This window comes from Demequina soli (assembly GCF_000971195.1).
Lineage (GTDB): Bacteria > Actinomycetota > Actinomycetes > Actinomycetales > Demequinaceae > Demequina > Demequina soli.
The window spans coordinates 601,648-618,787 of record NZ_BBLZ01000002.1; the positions used below are offsets into that span (position 1 = coordinate 601,648).

Sequence of the window (17,140 nt, forward strand, 5' to 3'; positions counted from 1 at the left end):
CCACGATGACGTACGAGCAGGCGATGGAGGAGTTCGACCCGGTCTTCGGCATCGAGGTCCACGTCGAGCTCAACACCGCGACCAAGATGTTCTGCGGCTGCGCCAACGAGTTCGGCGCCGAGCCCAACACCCAGGTCTGCCCGGTCTGCCTCGGCCTGCCGGGCGCGATGCCGGTGACCAACCAGAAGGCCGTCGAGTCGGCGATCCGCCTGGGCCTGGCCCTGGGCTGCTCGATCCGCGAGTCCTCGCGCTTCGCCCGGAAGAACTACTTCTACCCGGACCTGTCGAAGGACTACCAGATCTCGCAGTACGACGAGCCGACCTGCTACGAGGGCTCCCTCGACGTGGTCCTCGACGACGGCACCGTCGTGACCGTCGCCATCGAGCGCGCGCACATGGAGGAGGACGCCGGCAAGAACACCCACGTGGGTGGCTCGGGCGGCATCCAGGGCGCCGACTACTCGCTGGTCGACTACAACCGCGGCGGCGTGCCGCTGGTGGAGATCGTCACCAAGCCCATCACGGGCATGGGCGACCGGACCGCCGAGGTGGCGCGCGCCTACGTGGCGACCATCCGTGACATCGTGCGTGCGCTCGGCATCTCGGACGGCCGCATGGAGCAGGGCTCGGTGCGCGCCGACGTCAACCTGTCGCTGCGGCCCAAGGCCGTCGCGGGCGAGTCGCAGGACGACGTCCCCTTCGGCAAGCGCTCCGAGACCAAGAACGTCAACTCGCTGCGCGCCATCGAGCGCGCGGTGCGCTTCGAGGCCGGCCGTCAGGCCGCGCTGCTGCTCGCGGGCCAGCCCGTGGTCCAGGAGACCCGCCACTGGCACGAGGACACCTCCTCGACCACGCCGGGCCGCTCCAAGGAGGAGGCGGAGGACTACCGCTACTTCCCGGAGCCGGACCTGCTGCCCGTCGAGCCGTCGCGCGAGTGGGTGGAGGAGCTCCGGGGCACCATCCCCGAGCACCCCGCCAAGATGCGCGCGCGCCTGCGCGAGGAGTGGGGCTTCTCGGACCTCGAGATGCGCGACGCCGTCGCGGCCGACGCGCTCGACCTCATCGCCGCCACCGTCGCCGTCGGCACCACGGCCCAGGCCGCCCGCAAGTGGTGGATGGGTGAGCTGTCGCGCGTCGCGAACGACCGCGAGGTCGCGCTCACGTCGCTCCCGGTGTCGCCGGCCGCGATCGCGGAGCTCCAGGGGCTCATCGACGCGGGCAAGATCAACGACAAGCTCGCGCGCCAGGCGCTCGAGGGCGTCCTCGCGGGCGAGGGCTCGCCCGCCGAGGTGGTCGAGTCCCGCGGCCTCGAGGTCGTCTCCGACGACTCGGCTCTCGAGAAGGCCGTGGACGATGCGCTGGCCTCCCAGCCCGACGTCCTCGCCAAGATCCAGGATGGCAAGCTCCAGGCCGCCGGCGCGATCGTGGGCGCGGTCATGAAGGCCACCCGTGGCCAGGCCGACGCAGGCCGCGTGCGGGAGATCATCCTGCAGCGCGCCGGCGTCGAGGGCTGAGCCCGGGAGCGCCAGGAATGCTCAGCGAGACCCCCGTTCGCCGCGTCGCGAGCGGGGGTCTCGCGCGCTCCGGCCCCGCCTGCGCCCTCACGTTCGACGACGGCCCCAACGGCCTCGACACGATGCGCCTGCTCGACTTCCTTCGCGAGAAGGGGATCCGGGCGGTGTTCGCCGTCATCGGCGAGGAGATCCTGCGGCCCGCGGGCGTCGCCGGCGACGGCACGCCCATCCCCTCGGGCGCGGACGTGCTGCGGCGCATCGTCGCCGACGGGCACGTGCTGTGCAACCACTCGACCTCGTACGAGTCCATGGGGGAGTGGAACGCCCTCGACGTCCGCGACGACCTGCTCAAGAACCTCGAGATCATCGAGGCCACGGTCGGCGACGAGGTCCCGGTGCCCTACTGGCGCGCCCCCAACGGTGCGTGGGGCGTGACGGCGCCGGTCGCGGTGCGCCTGGGGATGCAGCCGCTCGACGTGGTCAACACGGTCGAGGACTGGGTCGAGCAGGACCCCGCCGTCCTCGCCTCACGCCTGCGCCTCGCCATGGTGCCCGGGGAGCTGGTGCTGCTTCACGACGGCGGCGGCAACCGCGCGGGCACCGTCGACGCCGTCATCGAGGTGGTCTCGGAGAGGCTCGCCGAGGGCTGGGCGTTCGTCCTGCCCGAGATGCCCTGAGGCTGCGCTCTCGGTTCCGCGCGCCCTTCCTGCCTGACGCCTCGCCTTCCGCCCGCGCCCGTGCCCGCGTCCGTGCCCGCGCCCGCGCCCGCGCCCGTGCCCGCGTCCGTGCCCGCGCCCGCGCCCGCGCCCGTGCCCGCTGCCGCCGTCGTCGCCGCGATCGTCAGTTGCCGGGCCGTGCTTCGCCCCGCGAGGGCCGCCAGTCCTCACGTCAGGCGGCATCGGGTTCTCGATGGGGTGGCGGGCCGCCGCGGTCGTCGGCGACGGTGCGGGTGCGTGCGCGGCTGTAGGCGGCCAGGCTCCAGTGGCGGGGTGCGCCGAAGCGGGCGCGTCCGCCTTGGCGGGGTGCGCGCGCGGGGTCGACGCTGGCGGGTGGGATGAACCACACCTCGGTCGCGCTGGCGTTGATGGTCCAGCCCTGGTCATGGATGACATGGTGGCAGTGGCTGCATAGGAGCACGCCGTTGTCGAGGTCGGTCCTGCCGCCACGGGACCAGAAGACGATGTGGTGGGCCTCGGTCCACGCCGGTGGTGCCCCGCAGAACGCACATCCGCCGTCCCGTTCAGCCAAGGCCCTCTTCTGGGCGCGGGTGAACAGTCGCCGCTCGCGTCCCCAGTTCAGCACCGCTCCCGCCGCGCTGAGCGTCACGGGGACGATGCACGGGTCGGGGGCCATGCGAAACACGGCCGGGATGTCCACGGGCGTGGTGCAGCCGTCGATCTCGGCCAGTCCCTCACCGGTGGCGAGGGACTCGGCGTCGACGCGGATGACGACCGTGACGTTCGCCAACGGCAGGTCCGAGGCCTCGCAGGACAGGCCGTGGCGGCAGATCGCGGCGAGGGCATCGGCACGCATCTGATCCGTCGTGCGGGTGTCGGTGCCGGGGTGGTCCTTGCTGGCGTGCATGTCGTGGCCCACGATTGCTCCCAGGGCCGCCACCACGGGAGCGGCGGTCTCGGGGTCGAGCTCGGCGTTGATCACCGTCATCCCCGCCCGGTTCTCCCAGATCCGCACGAACCTGGCCCGTCGCAGGCGGGCCAGGCTGCGCTGGTGCGCGGCAACGTCGATCGCAGCCTTGAAGCGTCGCACCACGCGCGCGAAGCGGGTCGCATCCAACCCGCGGGCCCGCTTCACGAGCTCCGCCTCGGCCTCGCGCTTGCGCTCCGGGGTCACCTCGTCGGACAGGGAGTCGAGCATCGCGATGATCTGCGCGCCACAGTCCGCGGAGATCTCCGCCGCCGCCAGCGCTGCCGCGACCATGGGATAGCGCGGCTGCGGCTTGGGCGGCGCCGGCGGGTCGTCCTTGTCCTCGTCCTCGTCCTCGGGCGGGGTGTCGCGGTCATCCGGATCGGGAGGGTCGTCGGGCACGGGAGGGTCGTCCTCGGGAGGCTCGGGCCCGTCCGCCTGCTCCACCTCCTCGAGCGCCCGTCCTACCTCGAGCAGGCGGATGGCCTGCGCCCGGGTGGTGCCCATGCTGGCGGCGACCAGGTCGGCGGCGCTGCGGTGCCCGTGGAGCTTGGCGAGCCCACCCCCGGGCGCGTCGGACTGCACCTCGATGTCCCTAGCGGTGCGCGCGAGGACCAGGTCGAGCTCGCGTGCCACGCGCGCGGCGCCGTGCAGCCGGTCCACCACGTCGGGCGAGCCGCCCGCCGCGGCGAACGCGCGCATCGTGCCGACCGCGATCCGTGCGTCCAGGCACGCCGCCGCGAACCCGGTGGCACCGCCACCGGGCTCGCAGTCGAACAGTGCCTCCGCGTCCATGAGACCAGTCCATCACGGGGGTCAGACAGCCACCCCGACGCATCATCCCTGGTATGTGGACAAGTTGTGGAGCGGCGGGGGCTGGGGACATCGGCCCGCGATGAGGCGGGGCGAGCGCCGCGTCGTGGGCAGGGCGCGCCTACCGCAGCCGCGCCAGGTGCTCCTCCATGTGCCGCCGCCCGAGCGTCTCGTAACCCACGGCCCACGTCCACGGCGCGAGCGACAGCGCGAGCAGTGCGACCGGCAGCGGCGCACCGGCGGCGGCCAGCCCCACCCCGAGCGCCGCGAGGACCACGTAGGCGCCCGCGAGGACCAGGTGGAACGCGTCGAAGGCGCGCACCAGCAGCGAGTACCCCACGAACGCGAGCGCGATGTAGACGGTCAGCGGCACGGCGACGGCGAGCAGCGTCCCCAGCTCCGACAGCTCGGAGTGGTCCTCCAGGTAGAGCGCCGACACGTGGAGCCCCGCCCCGACCGCCGCGATCGAGGCGTACAGCGGGATGTGCCCGTACCCGAACAGCCCCGACCGCTGCCGCCGCGCGACCAGGATCCGCGCCGACGGCACGGAGAAGTACGCCCACCACATCCCGAAGATGGTGAGCACGCCGGCGACCGCGACCACCACCGCATCGGCCGACCATCCGGTCTCCGCCACGGCCGCGCGGATCGCCGCGGTGGTCCCCAGCACGCCCTCGCCGAGCGCGATGATCGCGAGCAGCCCGAACCGCTCCGCGAGGTGGTGCGGGTGCCACGGCAGCCGCGAGCGCCGCCCGGAGCCGATGGCGGGCGCGAGCACCTCGAACAGGATCAGCGCCGTCGCGAGCGAGATCTCCACCCCGAACCCGGCGTCCAGCACCCCGGTGAGCACCCACCCCACCTGTGCGAGCGCGGTCAGGCCCGCGAAGCGGTAGCAGGTCGCCCGCCGCTCGGGGTCGCCGCGACCCGCGCGCACCCACAGCGCGACCATCGACACGCGCATCACCACGTACCCGGCGATCACCACCTCGTTGTGCGGCCCCACGCCCTCTGCGATGGATGATAGGAAGTCGGACGCTCCCAGCGCGATGACGAGCACGCCGATCATCTGCACCATCGTGAGCAGTCGGAAGCCCCAGTCGTCGGTGTCGTACGCCGAGGCGAACCACGTGTAGTTCAGCCACGCCCACACGATCGCGAACATCACGAACGTGAAGCCGAGCACCGCTCCCGCGACCACGCCGCCGGCGAGCAGGTGGGCGAGCTCGTCGCTCGCGGCGCCGAACGCGACCACCAGCGTGAGGTCGTAGAACAGCTCGAGCGGGGTGGCGGCGCGGTGCGCCTCGCCCGGGTCGCGTCCCGTCATGCGCGCCAGGCCCAGGCGGCGGGGGGACGATGCGCGGGTCGCCGGAGCGCCGCCGGTCCCGGGCGTCTCGGGGTGGGCCATGGTCCGATGCTCGCGCACCAGGCCGGATCCGTCACGCCCCCGCGCGCCGAAAGGCCTTGACCTTCCATCCGGGTGGAAGGAATACGGTCGGGAGTTGTTGGCATTCCCGAGGAGGTCCCCATGTCGCACGACCCCGCCACCATGACGCACGCCGAGCACGCCCACCACGAGGCCCACGACGCTCACCAGGCCCACGGCTCCCACGCCCATCACGGCACCGACCACAGCGGCCACGCGATGCTCTTCAAGCGGCTGTTCTGGTGGAACCTCCTGCTCGCGCTCCCCGTGATCGCGACGAGCGGGATGGTCGAGGGCTGGTTCGGCTACGACCTGCCGGGCACCGCGTGGATCCCGCCGGTCCTCGGCACCGTGATCTTCCTGTGGGGCGGACGCCCGTTCGTCACCATGGCCTGGCGCGACGAGATCACCGCGCGCAAGCCGGGCATGATGACGCTCATCAGCCTCGCGATCACCGTCTCCTTCGGCGCGTCCCTCGCGGCGACGTTCGGGGTGGGGGACCTGAGCTTCTGGTGGGAGCTCGCCGCGCTGATCGTGGTGATGCTGCTGGGCCATTGGCAGGAGATGAAGGCGGTCGGCCAGGCGCAGGGCGCCCTCGCCGCCCTCGCGGAGCTCCTCCCGGACGATGCGGAGCGCACCACCCCCGACGGCGGCACCGAGCACGTGGGCATCGCGGACCTGCGCACGGGCGACGTCGTCGTCGTCCGCCCCGGCGGGCGGATCCCCGCCGACGGCGCCGTCACGCGCGGCGAGGCCGCCGTCGACGAGTCGATGATCACGGGCGAGTCCGCGCCGGTCGCGAAGGCGGAGGGCGACCGGGTGGTCGCGGGCACGGTGGCCACCGACGGGTCGCTGCGCGTCGAGGTGACCGCGACGGGCGACGACACGGCGCTCGCCGGGATCCAGCGCATGGTCGCGCAGGCGCAGGAGAGCCGCTCCGGCACCCGCCGCCTCGCCGACCGCGCCGCCGCATGGCTCTTCTGGATCGCCCTGGCGGCCGCGGCGATCACCTTCGTCGCCCACGCCGCCGCCGGCGATCCCGCGGCCGGGCTCACCGCCGCCGTCGCGGTCCTCGTGATCGCGTGCCCCCACGCGCTCGGCCTCGCGATCCCGCTCGTCGTCGCGATCTCCACGTCGATATCCGCCCGCCGCGGGATCCTCGTGAAGGACCCCGCCGCGCTCGAGGCGATGCGCACGGTCGACGCGGTCCTCTTCGACAAGACCGGCACCCTCACCCGCGGCGAGCACGCCCTCACCGACCTCGCGGCCGTCGACGGCTGGACCGAGGACGAGGTCCTCGCGCTCGCCGCGGCCGTCGAGTCCGAGTCCGAGCACCCCATCGGCCGCGCGGTGGTCGCCGCCGCGCGCGAGCGCGAGCTCGCGGTCCCGGACGTGGACCCCGTCGAGACCCTCCCGGGCCGGGGCGTGCGCGCCCGCGTGGACGGCAGGGACGTCGCGGTCGGCGGGCCGAGCCTGCTCGACCACCTCGAGGCCGAGACCCCCGCGACCCTGCACGATGCGGCGGCCGGCTGGCGCGAGAGCGGCGGCGCGGTCCTGCACGTCGTGGTCGACGGCGTCGTCGTCGGCGCCTTCACCACCGCCGACCCGGTGCGCGAGGAGTCGCGCCAGGCCGTCGACGCCCTCCACGCGCGCGGCATCGAGGTCGCCCTCATCACGGGGGACTCGCGCACGGTCGCCGGCGCGGTCGCGGGCGAGCTCGGCATCGACGAGGTCTTCGCCGAGGTCCTTCCCGAGGACAAGGACCGGGCCGTCGCGGAGCTGCAGGCCAAGGGCCGCAGGGTCGCGATGGTGGGCGACGGCGTGAACGATGCGCCCGCGCTGGCCCGCGCCGACGTGGGCCTCGCGATCGGCGCCGGCACCGACGTCGCGATGGAGGCCGCCGGCGTGGTGCTCGCCGGCTCGGACCCGCGCGCCGTCGCGAGCGTCATCACGCTCTCGCACGCGACGTACCGCAAGATGCGGCAGAACCTCGTGTGGGCGACCGCCTACAACGCGGTCGCGATCCCCGTCGCGGCCGGGGCCCTGCAGTGGGCGGGCATCACCATGCCGCCCGCGGTCGCGGCGATCGCGATGAGCCTCTCCACCATCGTCGTCGCGGCGAACGCCCAGCTGCTGCGCCGGGTCGACCTGCGACCCGACGCAGCAGCGGGGGAGTGAGTCAGCGCGCCGCGAGCTTCTCCAGCAGCAGCGCCTGCGCGACGATCATCCGCTCGATCTCGGCCGGGTCCACCGACTCGTCCGACGCGTGGATGCGCGACCGCTCCATGTCCTCGGGTCCCCACAGAGCGAACTCCGCGGCGGGGCACGCCTCGTGCAGGGTCTGGAGCAGCGGGATCGACCCTCCCGACCCGACCTCGCTCGACGCCATCCCGAACGCCTCCTCGAGCGCCTCGCGCGCCGCCTCCACGCCGGGCCCGCCGCCGGGCACCAGGAACGCGGGCGCGGCCTTCACGCGCTTGACCTCGACCTGGGCGCCCCACGGCGCGTGGGACTCGAGGTGCGCGACGAGCGCGTCGAGCTCCGCCTCGGCCTTCGCGCCGGGCACGATGCGCATCGAGATCTTCGCGCTGGCCTGCGGCAGGATCACGTTGGACGAGCCCGCGATCGTGGTCGTGTCGATGCCGATCGCGTTGATGGAGGGCTTGGCCCACAGGCGGTCCGAGACCGTGCCGGTGCCGATGAGCGACACCCCCGGCAGCAGCGGGACGCCCTCGAGGAAGCTCTCCTCGGACTGCACGGCACCCGACCACGTGCCCGTGGTGACGCCCTCGATCGCGACCTCCCCCGCATCGTCCACGAGCGTGTTGAGCAGGCGCGCGAGCGCCATCATGGCGTCTGGCGCGGCGCCGCCGAAGACGCCGGAGTGCAGCGGGTGCTCGAGCGTGCGCACGGTGACGATGCACGAGACGTCGCCGCGCAGCGCGGTGGTGAGCACGGGCTCGCCGGAGACCAGGTTGCCCATGTCGCAGATGACGAACAGGTCGCACTGGAACAGGTCGGGGTTGGCCTCGACGAACTCCTCGAGGTTGCTCTCGGTCTCCTCCATGCCCTCGAGGATGAGGCGGAGGGTGACCGGCGGCTTGCCGTCGAACGCGCGCAGCGTGCCGAGGTGCGTCGCGAGGCCCGACTTGTCGTCGGCGGCGCCGCGGCCGTAGATCCTGCCGTCGTCCTTGACGGTCGCAAGGAACGGGTCCGAGGTCCAGCCCTGCGACTCGGGCGCGGGCTGCACGTCGTAGTGGGCGTAGAGGACCACCACGGGCGCGCCCTCCGGCCCGGGCAGCTCGGCGTAGATCGGCGGGTAGCCGTGCGGCACGTCGCCGTAGTGGGCGTCGGTGAAGCCGGCCTCGCGGAACAGCTCGAGCGTGCGCTCGGCCATCCGGTGCATCGGCTCCTCGGGGTAGCCGGGGAACGCGATGGAGGGGATCGAGATGAGCTCCTTGAGGTCCTCGATCACGCCGGGCATGAGCGACCGGACCTTCTCCTGGATCTCCGCTGCGGACATGAGGGGTCGCCTTTCCGAAAAGGGGGGTGTACGGGGTCAGAAGAACGCGCCGATGACCAACCCGGCGATGATAGTGGTGACCGAGAGGATGAGCATGGGCACGAAGAAGCTGTGGTCGAGCAGCTTGGTGCCCAGCTTGGTGGACCCGGTCTCGTCGAAGTTCGCGGCGGCGATCTGCGGGCCGTTGGCCGGCAGCGTGTAGACGCCGCCGAGGCCGCCGGCCCACATGCCCGCGACCACGCCCGCGGGCAGGCCCGCCGCGAGACCGATGGGGACGATCGTGTTGGTCGCCGTCGACTGGCTGGTGGTCATGGCCGCGACCAGGAACACGGCGAGCGCGAAGATCACGCGCACGTCGGTGACCCACGAGCCGACCGTCGACACGATGTACTCCTCGTGCGCCGCGATGAACGTCGCGGTCAGCCACGCGATGCCGAACAGGGCGATCGCGGCGACCATGCCGGCCTTGAACACCGACTGGTCGGGCACCGTGCCGACCTTGGGGCGCCCCACGAAGATGATGACCGCGCTCACCACGAGCATGACCAGCACGATCGTGTACGTCATGTCGACGCGCACCGTCTCGCCGCCCACGGTGTACGTGGGCCGCAGGTCCTTGAAGATGCCGAACATCACGATCGCGACCACGCCCAGCAGGAACGTGATCGCGGCGTTGCGCCCGCGCGCCGTGTACGTGAGGTGCGCGGTCGAGCTGCCCCGCGCATCGTCCCGCAGCGCCGCCACCTGGCCCGCCGCGATCCGCGCCTGGATCTCCGGGTCGTCGTCCATGTCGCGCCACATGCGGTTGACCACGAGCGACGTCACCACGATGCCGATGACGCACGCGGGGAACGTGATGGCGAGGATCTGCGCGAGGCCCAGGTTGTACGGCGCGACGTCGGTGAACGTCAGCATGGCCGCCATCGCCGCGGACACGGGCGACGCGGCGAGCGCGATGCCGGACTGCACCACCGTGACGGTGAGGGGGCGCGCGGGCCGGATGCCGTTCTTGACGGACAGGTCGTAGACCACGGGCAGCAGCGGGAAGACGATGTTGCCGGTCCCGGCGCCCGCGCAGAACAGGAACGCCGTGAGCGGCGCGATCACGGTGATCTGCTTGGGCCGCTTCTCGATCACCTTCGCCGCCATCGCGACCATCCAGTCGATGCCGCCCGCCGCCTGCATGAGCGCGGCGGCCGTGACCACGCCGAGGATGATCGCGATCGCGGACGCCGGCGGCGCGCCCGGCGCCTCGCCGAACACGAAGATCAGCACGAACGTGCCGACGCCGCCCCACACGCCGACGCCGACGCCGCCCGCGCGCGTGCCGAGCACGATGCAGGCGAGCACGACGATGGCCTCGAGCACGAAGCTGACGGACATACGGGAGCCCCCTCGGACGGTCCTCATGGGCCGCCATCGGCCCCTTTGCCGACCTTACGCGCGCGCCCCGACAGCCGCCCGTCGAGGGACGATGCGTCCGTCGCCGCCGCTCCCGGCGCGCCCGGGCGGTGCGGCCGTATCCTGACGAAGGCGCCGGCGCCGACGGCGACGCCCGCCGACGGGAGCACCCTCATGAGCACCGCATCGATCAGCGCCACCCCGGTCCCCGCGCTCAGCGCCGAGCAGCTCGGCGAGGTCCTCGCGCTGCTGCCGGGCACCGACTCCGTCGAGCTCAAGGCCACCGTGCCGGGCGCCGACCGCAGGCGCGTCGTGGACCGGCTCGGCATCGACCCGCTCGAGGCGGAGCTGCGCCAGGTCGCCTTCTTCGACACCGCCGACCTCGCGCTCAGCTCGGCCGGCGTGGTCCTGCGGGCCCGGAGGGTCCAGCGCAGGGCGGGGGACGCGGTGGTCAAGCTGCGCCCCGTCGACCCGTCCGGGCTGAGCGACGAGCTGCGCGCCTCGCCGTCGTTCGGCGTCGAGATCGACGCCATGCCAGGCGGGTTCGTGTGCTCGGCGAGCATGAAGGGCGCGGCCGAGGATCGGCGGGTGCGCGAGGTGCTGCTGCGGGAGCGACCGATCCGCAAGCTCTTCACCAAGGAGCAGCGCGCGCTGGTCGAGGAGCACGCGCCCGCCGGTGTCGGCTGGGACGACCTGCGGGTGCTCGGCCCGCTCACCACCCTCAAGCTCAAGCTCTCGCCCGAGGACCTCGGCCGCCGGCTCGTGGCCGAGCTGTGGGCCTATCCGGACGGGTCCCAGATCCTCGAGCTGTCCACCAAGTGCGCGCCCGGCGACGCGTTCACGGCCGCCGCGGAGACCAAGGCGTTCCTCGCCTCGCGCGGCGTCGACCTGGGCGCGCCGCAGCAGACCAAGACCCGGACCGCGATGGAGTACTTCGCCTCGCTCGAGGACTGAGGGCGCGGACCGGGCGTCCCGATCGCGACAGTTCGGGACGCTCAGGCGACAGGTCGTGAGGACCGGCGCCGCGCGCGCCTCGCGCGGCGCTAGGGTCGGTCCCGCCACGCCGGATCGGCGTGCGCCACGGATGCGAGGAGACCGCCCATGACGCTTCCCCAGACGGCCGCCCGCAGGTGGCGCGACTTCGAGGCCGGGCACGCGCTGGTCGCGGAGATGGTGAAGTTCTCCGGGCTCTCGTTCGTGGTGGCCGCGCTGCAGTACCTGCTGCTGACCTTCCTCCCTGTGCTGCTCTTCGAGGCCACCGGCTGGGGCGCGGTCCCGGCGCAGTTCCTCCACGTGAGCCTGGGCCCGATCGACACGTACGTGTTCGACTACCCCGTGACCGGCGACGCCCTCGGGGGTCTGAGCTACTTCGTGGCGTTCGTGGTGATGCTCGTCATCTCGCAGGGCGTCAACTTCCCGCTGCAGCGCAACGTGGTGTTCCGCTCGCGCGGCAACGTGTGGTTCCAGCTCGCCTGGTACGCGTTCGCGCTGGTGCTCATCACGATCGCGTGCAGCTTCCTCATGAGCCTGTACGTGCCGCTGCTCCAGGAGTGGGTGGATCCCGCGGTCTACAACCTGGCCGTCACCATGATCAACGGCGGCGTGCAGCTCGTCATCTACTTCCCGGTCTTCAAGATCATCTTCCCCGCCGAGCCCTCGGTCGAGGTCATGGCCGCCCCCGCGGAGCCCGTCGACACGCGCGCGTAGCGGCACGAAGCCCCCACGACCCCGAACAGGAGGGGACCGTGGGGGCTCCGTCACGACGCGCGGCCGCGGCCGCCCGGGGATGCGGACCCGGTCAGGCCACGTATGCGGATGCCGCCGCGTCGTACGCGTCCCGGATGACGGGGCGCGAGTCCTTCGCCGGCGAGGCCACCGTAGCGAGCGGCCATTCCGGACGCGAGCCCGTCAGCGCCCACGCGGCCTGGACCGCGGCGCCCGCGGCCACGTACTCGCCCGGTTCGGGGATCTCGACGGGCACGTCGAACACCTGCGCGGCGATCGCCTGCACGGCCGGGTTCTGCGCCGCGCCTCCCACGAGCAGCAGGCGCTTGGCCTGCACGCCCTGCGCGAGGATCGCGTCGAGCCCGACGGCCTGCGCGCACAGCATGCCCTCGATCGCGGCCCGCGCGAGGTTCTCCCGCGTCATCGACCCGAGTGTCAGACCCGAGAGGGACGCTGTGGCCGAGGGGAGGTTGGGCGTGCGCTCGCCCTCGAAGTACGGGACCAGCGTGGCGCCGGCGGCGCCCGGCTCGGCGGCCAGGGCGAGCTCGCCGAGCTCGTCATGGGTGACCCCGAGCACGCGCGCGAAGGAGTCGAGCACGCGTGCCGCGTTGAGCGTGCACACGAGGGGAAGGAACTCGCCCGATGCGGACGCGAAGCCCGCCACGGTGCCGGTCGGGTCCGGCACGGAGGTCTCGGTGACCGCGAAGACCGTGCCCGAGGTGCCGAGGGAGATCACGACGTCGCCCACGGCGGCGCCCAGGCCCAGACCCGCGGCGGCGTTGTCGCCGGCGCCGGGTCCCACGAGGCAGACGTCGGCGCCCGCGAGGTCGGGGTGGACGGTGCCCGCGGCCTCGCCGGGGCCGAGCACGCGCGGGACCACCGCATCGTGCCCGAGCGCGGCGGCGAGCAGGTCGCGGTCGTACTCGCCGGTGACGGCGCTCCAGTAGCCGGTGCCGGAAGCGTCCGAGCGGTCGGTGGCGAGCTCCTCGAGCACGGGGCCCAGCGGGGACGATGCGGCGGGTCCGTACCCGCGCAGGCGCCAGGTCAGCCAGTCGTGGGGGAGGGCGACGGCGGCGACGGCCGCGGCGTTGTCGGGCTCGGCGTCGCGCAGCCAGCGCAGCTTGGTCGAGGTGAACGAGGCGACCGGGACGAGGCCCGTGCGCTCGGCGAGGGCGTCGGCCCCGATCTCGGCGATGAGGTCGGCGGCGGCGCCGGCGGAGCGGGTGTCGTTCCACAGGAGCGCGTCGCGGATCACCTCGCCGGCGGCGGACAGCGCGACCATGCCGTGCTGCTGGCCGCCCACCGAGATCGCGGCGACGTCGGCGAGCCCGCCGGCCTCCGCGATGGCCGCGAGGAGCGCGTCCCACCAGCGCTCGGGGTCGACGGACGTGCCGTCGGGGTGCGAGGCGCGGCCCTGGCGGACCACGGCGCCCGTGTCGAGGTCGCGGATGACGACCTTGCAGGACTGGGTGGAGGAGTCGACTCCGGCGACGAGCGTCATGCGCGGGCCTTTCACAGAGAGCGGGGGAGGAGAGAGCCGCGTCCCGGCCGCCCCAAGGAGGAGAGGCGACCGGGACGCGGAAGGGAGGTGAGGGTCAGCGGGCGCCCATGAGGTGCTCGACCGCGAGCTGCTGCAGGCGGACGAAGCCGAAGCCCTTGCCGTTGTAGTAGGCGTCGGCGTCGAAGTCCTCGTACGTGGAGCGGTCCGCGAGCAGGTCCTGGATGGACTCGCCCTCGCCGAGCGTGGTCTGCGCGAGCTCGTGCTGCTTGGTGGCGGCGATGGCCTCCTGGACCTCCGGGTCGGCGCGGAAGGCCGCGGCGCGCTCCTTGAGGGCCAGGTACATGCGCATGTTGGCCCTCGCGGACTCCCACACGCCGTCGAAGTCCTCGGTGCGCGAGGGCTTGTAGTCGAAGTGGCGCGGGCCGGTGTACGACGGGCCGCCGTTCGAGCCGCCGTTCTCGAGCAGGTCGACCAGCGCGAACGCGTTCTGCAGGTCGCCGTGGCCGAACACGAGGTCCTGGTCGTACTTGATGCCGCGCTGGCCGTTGAGATCGATGTGGAAGAGCTTGCCGTGGTCCAGCGCCTGCGCGATGCCGGCGGTGAAGTTGAGGCCCGCCATCTGCTCGTGGCCGACCTCGGGGTTGAGGCCCACCATCTCGGGGTGGTCGAGCGTGTTGATGAACGCCATCGCGTGGCCGACGGTCGGGAGCAGGATGTCGCCGCGGGGCTCGTTCGGCTTGGGCTCGATCGCGAACTTGATGTCGTAGCCCTGGTCGATCACGTACTGGCCGAAGATGTTGGCGGCCTCGCGGTAGCGGTCGAGCGCGACGCGGATGTCCTTCGAGAAGTCGTACTCGGCGCCCTCGCGGCCGCCCCACATCACAAACGTCTTCGCGCCCAGCTCGGCGGCGAGGTCGATGTTGCGCAGGACCTTGCGAAGCGTGAAGCGGCGGACCTCGCGGTCGTTCGACGTGACGCCGCCGTCCTTGAACACGGGGTGCGTGAAGGTGTTCGTGGTGATCATCGGGATCTTCATCCCGGTCTCCTCGCACGCCTTCTTGAGCGCGTCGATCGCGGCGCGGCGCTCGGCGTCCGTGGAGCCGAACGGGAAGAGGTCGTCGTCGTGGAACGTCATGCCGTAGGCACCCAGCTCGGCGAGCTTGTGGATCGCCTCGACCGGGTCGAGCGGCGCGCGGGTCGCGGTGCCGAACGGGTCGGCCGCCGACCAGCCGATGGTCCAGAGGCCGAACGTGAAGTGGTCGGCGGGGGTGGGGGTGAGCGTCATCGCGCAGCTCCGTCTCGTAGGGGTCGGGTTAAAATGTTCCCGAAGAAAACTTATACCCGGCGAGGGGTCGCGTCAAAGCGGGACGGGACGATGCGCCGGGGCGGTGCCGGTCGGCGCGGGGGAGGGGGCGGCATACTGTGCAGCACGGAGGAGGAACGATGACCGAGGAGCAGGCCGGCGAGGCGGCGACGGCGCCCGTGCGTCCCGCGACGGCGCGCGGCAGCCGCAACGACCACACGCGGCGGCACAACCTGTCCGCCCTCATCCGGGCCGTGCACTACGGCGGGCCTCTCACACGCGCACAGCTGACGCGCGAGACGGGCCTCAACCGCTCGACCATCGGCGGGCTGGTCGCGGAGCTCGCGGCGCTCGACCTCGTGGCCGAGGACGCCGCCGCCGAGACCGGCGGCGTCGGCCGCCCCAGCCTGATCGTGCGGCCGCGGCGCGAGGTGGTCGCGCTCGCGCTCCACCCCGACGTCGACGCCATCGAGCTCGGCGCCGTCGCCATCGACGGCACCGTGCTCGCCCGCCGCCGCGCCTCGGTCGATGCGCCGCCCACCCCGCGCGACGCGCTCGCGTTCGCGTGGGAGGCCGCCCGCGAGATCGCGGACGAGCTGCCCGGCTCCCGCGTCGTCGGCATCGGCGCGGCCGTGCCGGGCCTCGTCGCCATCGACGGCGACACCATCGTCGACGCGCCGCACCTGGGGTGGCGGTCGTTCGCGCTCGCGACCGCGCTGACGGACGCGCTCGAGCTGCCCGCCACGGTGGGCAACGACGCCAACATGGGCCTGCGCGCCGAGTGGAGCTACGGCGCCGCGCGCGGCGTCGACTCGGTGGTCTACCTCAACGGATCCGCCTCGGGCATCGGCGGCGCCGCGCTCGTGGGCGGCCGCATGCTGCGCGGCGGTCGCGGCTACGGCGGCGAGTTCGGCCACATGATGATCCGATCCGACGGGGACGTGTGCTCGTGCGGCCGCACCGGGTGCCTCGAGACCGAGCTCAACGCGCCGCGCCTCGACGCCGTCGCGCACGACGCCGCGGAGCTCGACGCCCTCGCCGGCACGCTCGCCACCGCGATCGCGAACCTCGAGTGCGCGTTCGACCCCGACCTCGTGCTGCTCGGCGGCTACCTCGGCGCGCTCTACGACGCGCGCCGCGACCTCGTCACGGCACGCGCGCGCGAGCTCGCGTTCCGTCCCGAGGCGGACGACATCGTGGTCGCGCGCGCCGCCCTCGGCGGCAATCGCCTGCTCATCGGCGCCGCGGAGCGGGCCTTCGCGCCCCTGCTGAGCGACCCCGCCGGCGTCGAGCTGCGGCCCCTCGCATGATCACGGTCGCCCTGCCCTCGCGGGAGGTGGCCGACGCGCTCGGCGACCCGGGCCCCGGCGCCCGCGTCATCGTGTGGAACCCCGCCGAGTCCGACGCGCCCGAGGACGAGCGCGACCGCATCACCATCGCGTGCCTGCCGCACTGGACCGGGGGCCGTCGCGTCTTCGGCCGCCTCGCGGCGTGCCCGGGCCTCGAGCTCATCCAGATCGCGTCCGCCGGCTACGAGCACGCCGAGCCGTTCGTCCCGCCGGGCGTCGCGCTCGCGAATGCCCGCGGCGTCCACGACACCCGCGTGGCCGAGATGACCCTGCTGCTCGCGCTCGCTTCGCAGCGCCGCCTGCCGGCGTTCCTCGACGCGCAGCGCCGCGGCGTGTGGGAGCCCGACCTCGAGGCTCCGTCGCTCGCCGACTCGCGCGCCCTCATCGTCGGCTACGGCAGCATCGCCGAGGCGATCGCGGTGCGGCTGCGCGCGAGCGAGGTCCACGTCGAGGGCGTCGCCCGCACCGCGCGCACGGCCCCGGACGGCACCGTGGTGCACGCCGTCGCCGACCTCGCGGCGATCCTGCCCGGCTTCGACCTCGTCATCGTCGTCGTGCCTCACACCGACGCGACGGACCGCCTCGTCGACGCGCGCTTCCTCGCCGCCATGAGGGACGATGCGCTGCTCGTCAACGTGGGCCGCGGCAAGGTGGTCGACACGGACGCGCTCGTGGCCGAGCTCGCGTCCGGGCGGCTGCGCGCCGCGCTCGACGTCACCGACCCCGAGCCGCTGCCCGAGGACCACCCGCTGTGGTCGCTGCCGAACTGCATCGTGGTCCCGCACGTCGCGGGCGTGGAGCGGCTGACCAACCGGCGGTACACGGACGTGGTGCGGCGCCAGATCGAGGCGCGCGTGCGCGGCGACGAGCCCGTCAACGTGGTGGTGAAAGGCGCCTTCCCCGCGTAGACCCCCCTCGACCTTCGCGGGGAAGGCACCGCCCCT

The 17,140-nt window shown here is 73.2% G+C and carries 13 protein-coding genes; 7 read left to right on the top strand and 6 right to left on the bottom strand.

Features of this window, described 5'->3' with window-relative positions; all coding sequences use genetic code 11:
- Window positions 1-5 precede the first annotated feature (5 nt).
- The gene (gene gatB / locus AOM04_RS06180) at window positions 6-1,514 is read left to right on the top strand and encodes an Asp-tRNA(Asn)/Glu-tRNA(Gln) amidotransferase subunit GatB (RefSeq protein WP_062463992.1); all 1,509 of its coding nucleotides are present in this window, start codon (window positions 6-8) and stop codon (window positions 1,512-1,514) included.
- A gap of 17 nt (window positions 1,515-1,531) precedes the next feature.
- On the top strand, window positions 1,532-2,191 hold the full coding sequence (locus AOM04_RS06185) for a polysaccharide deacetylase family protein (RefSeq protein ID WP_062463808.1): 660 nt from the start codon (window positions 1,532-1,534) through the stop codon (window positions 2,189-2,191).
- A 211-nt stretch (window positions 2,192-2,402) separates the two neighbouring features.
- Here AOM04_RS06185 and AOM04_RS06190 read toward each other — a convergent pair whose 3' ends face one another.
- Both AOM04_RS06190 and AOM04_RS06195 read right to left on the bottom strand, forming a co-directional pair.
- Window positions 2,403-3,953, bottom strand: a complete 1,551-nt coding sequence (locus AOM04_RS06190) for an HNH endonuclease (protein WP_062463810.1) — start codon at window positions 3,951-3,953, stop codon at window positions 2,403-2,405.
- 139 nt (window positions 3,954-4,092) lie between these two features.
- Window positions 4,093-5,376 carry a low temperature requirement protein A gene (locus tag AOM04_RS06195; protein WP_228373633.1) on the bottom strand — a complete coding sequence of 428 codons (1,284 nt, stop codon included), beginning with the start codon at window positions 5,374-5,376 and terminating at the stop codon, window positions 4,093-4,095.
- A gap of 120 nt (window positions 5,377-5,496) precedes the next feature.
- Between AOM04_RS06195 and AOM04_RS06200 the strand changes: the two genes are divergently transcribed.
- Window positions 5,497-7,572, top strand: a complete 2,076-nt coding sequence (locus AOM04_RS06200; RefSeq protein WP_228373634.1) for a heavy metal translocating P-type ATPase — start codon at window positions 5,497-5,499, stop codon at window positions 7,570-7,572.
- Between the two features lies 1 nt (window position 7,573).
- On the opposite strand, the gene AOM04_RS06205 is transcribed toward AOM04_RS06200, so the two are convergent.
- A complete protein-coding gene (locus AOM04_RS06205) occupies window positions 7,574-8,917 on the bottom strand; it encodes a M20/M25/M40 family metallo-hydrolase (protein WP_062463812.1) in 1,344 nt (447 codons plus the stop codon).
- 36 nt (window positions 8,918-8,953) lie between these two features.
- Window positions 8,954-10,300 carry an anaerobic C4-dicarboxylate transporter family protein gene (locus AOM04_RS06210; RefSeq protein ID WP_062463814.1) on the bottom strand — a complete coding sequence of 449 codons (1,347 nt, stop codon included), beginning with the start codon at window positions 10,298-10,300 and terminating at the stop codon, window positions 8,954-8,956.
- A gap of 192 nt (window positions 10,301-10,492) precedes the next feature.
- On the opposite strand from AOM04_RS06210, the gene AOM04_RS06215 reads away from it, so the two are divergent.
- Window positions 10,493-11,272, top strand: a complete 780-nt coding sequence (locus AOM04_RS06215; RefSeq protein ID WP_062463816.1) for a hypothetical protein — start codon at window positions 10,493-10,495, stop codon at window positions 11,270-11,272.
- Between the two features lie 147 nt (window positions 11,273-11,419).
- Window positions 11,420-12,025, top strand: coding sequence for a hypothetical protein (locus AOM04_RS06220; RefSeq protein ID WP_062463818.1), 606 nt, complete (start codon window positions 11,420-11,422; stop codon window positions 12,023-12,025).
- A gap of 91 nt (window positions 12,026-12,116) precedes the next feature.
- Here the strand turns inward: AOM04_RS06220 and xylB are convergent, their stop codons facing one another.
- Both xylB and xylA read right to left on the bottom strand, forming a co-directional pair.
- Window positions 12,117-13,544, bottom strand: coding sequence for a xylulokinase (gene xylB / locus AOM04_RS06225; RefSeq protein ID WP_062463820.1), 1,428 nt, complete (start codon window positions 13,542-13,544; stop codon window positions 12,117-12,119).
- A 94-nt stretch (window positions 13,545-13,638) separates the two neighbouring features.
- Complete coding sequence (gene xylA, locus AOM04_RS06230) at window positions 13,639-14,829, bottom strand: xylose isomerase (RefSeq protein WP_062463822.1); 1,191 nt, start codon at window positions 14,827-14,829, stop codon at window positions 13,639-13,641.
- 158 nt (window positions 14,830-14,987) lie between these two features.
- Between xylA and AOM04_RS06235 the strand changes: the two genes are divergently transcribed.
- Both AOM04_RS06235 and AOM04_RS06240 read left to right on the top strand, forming a co-directional pair.
- Window positions 14,988-16,157, top strand: a complete 1,170-nt coding sequence (locus AOM04_RS06235; protein WP_062463824.1) for an ROK family protein — start codon at window positions 14,988-14,990, stop codon at window positions 16,155-16,157.
- The gene (locus AOM04_RS06240; RefSeq protein WP_062463826.1) at window positions 16,154-17,104 is read left to right on the top strand and encodes a 2-hydroxyacid dehydrogenase; all 951 of its coding nucleotides are present in this window, start codon (window positions 16,154-16,156) and stop codon (window positions 17,102-17,104) included. Before AOM04_RS06235 ends, AOM04_RS06240 begins: the two co-directional genes overlap by 4 nt.
- Window positions 17,105-17,140: the final 36 nt, after the last annotated feature.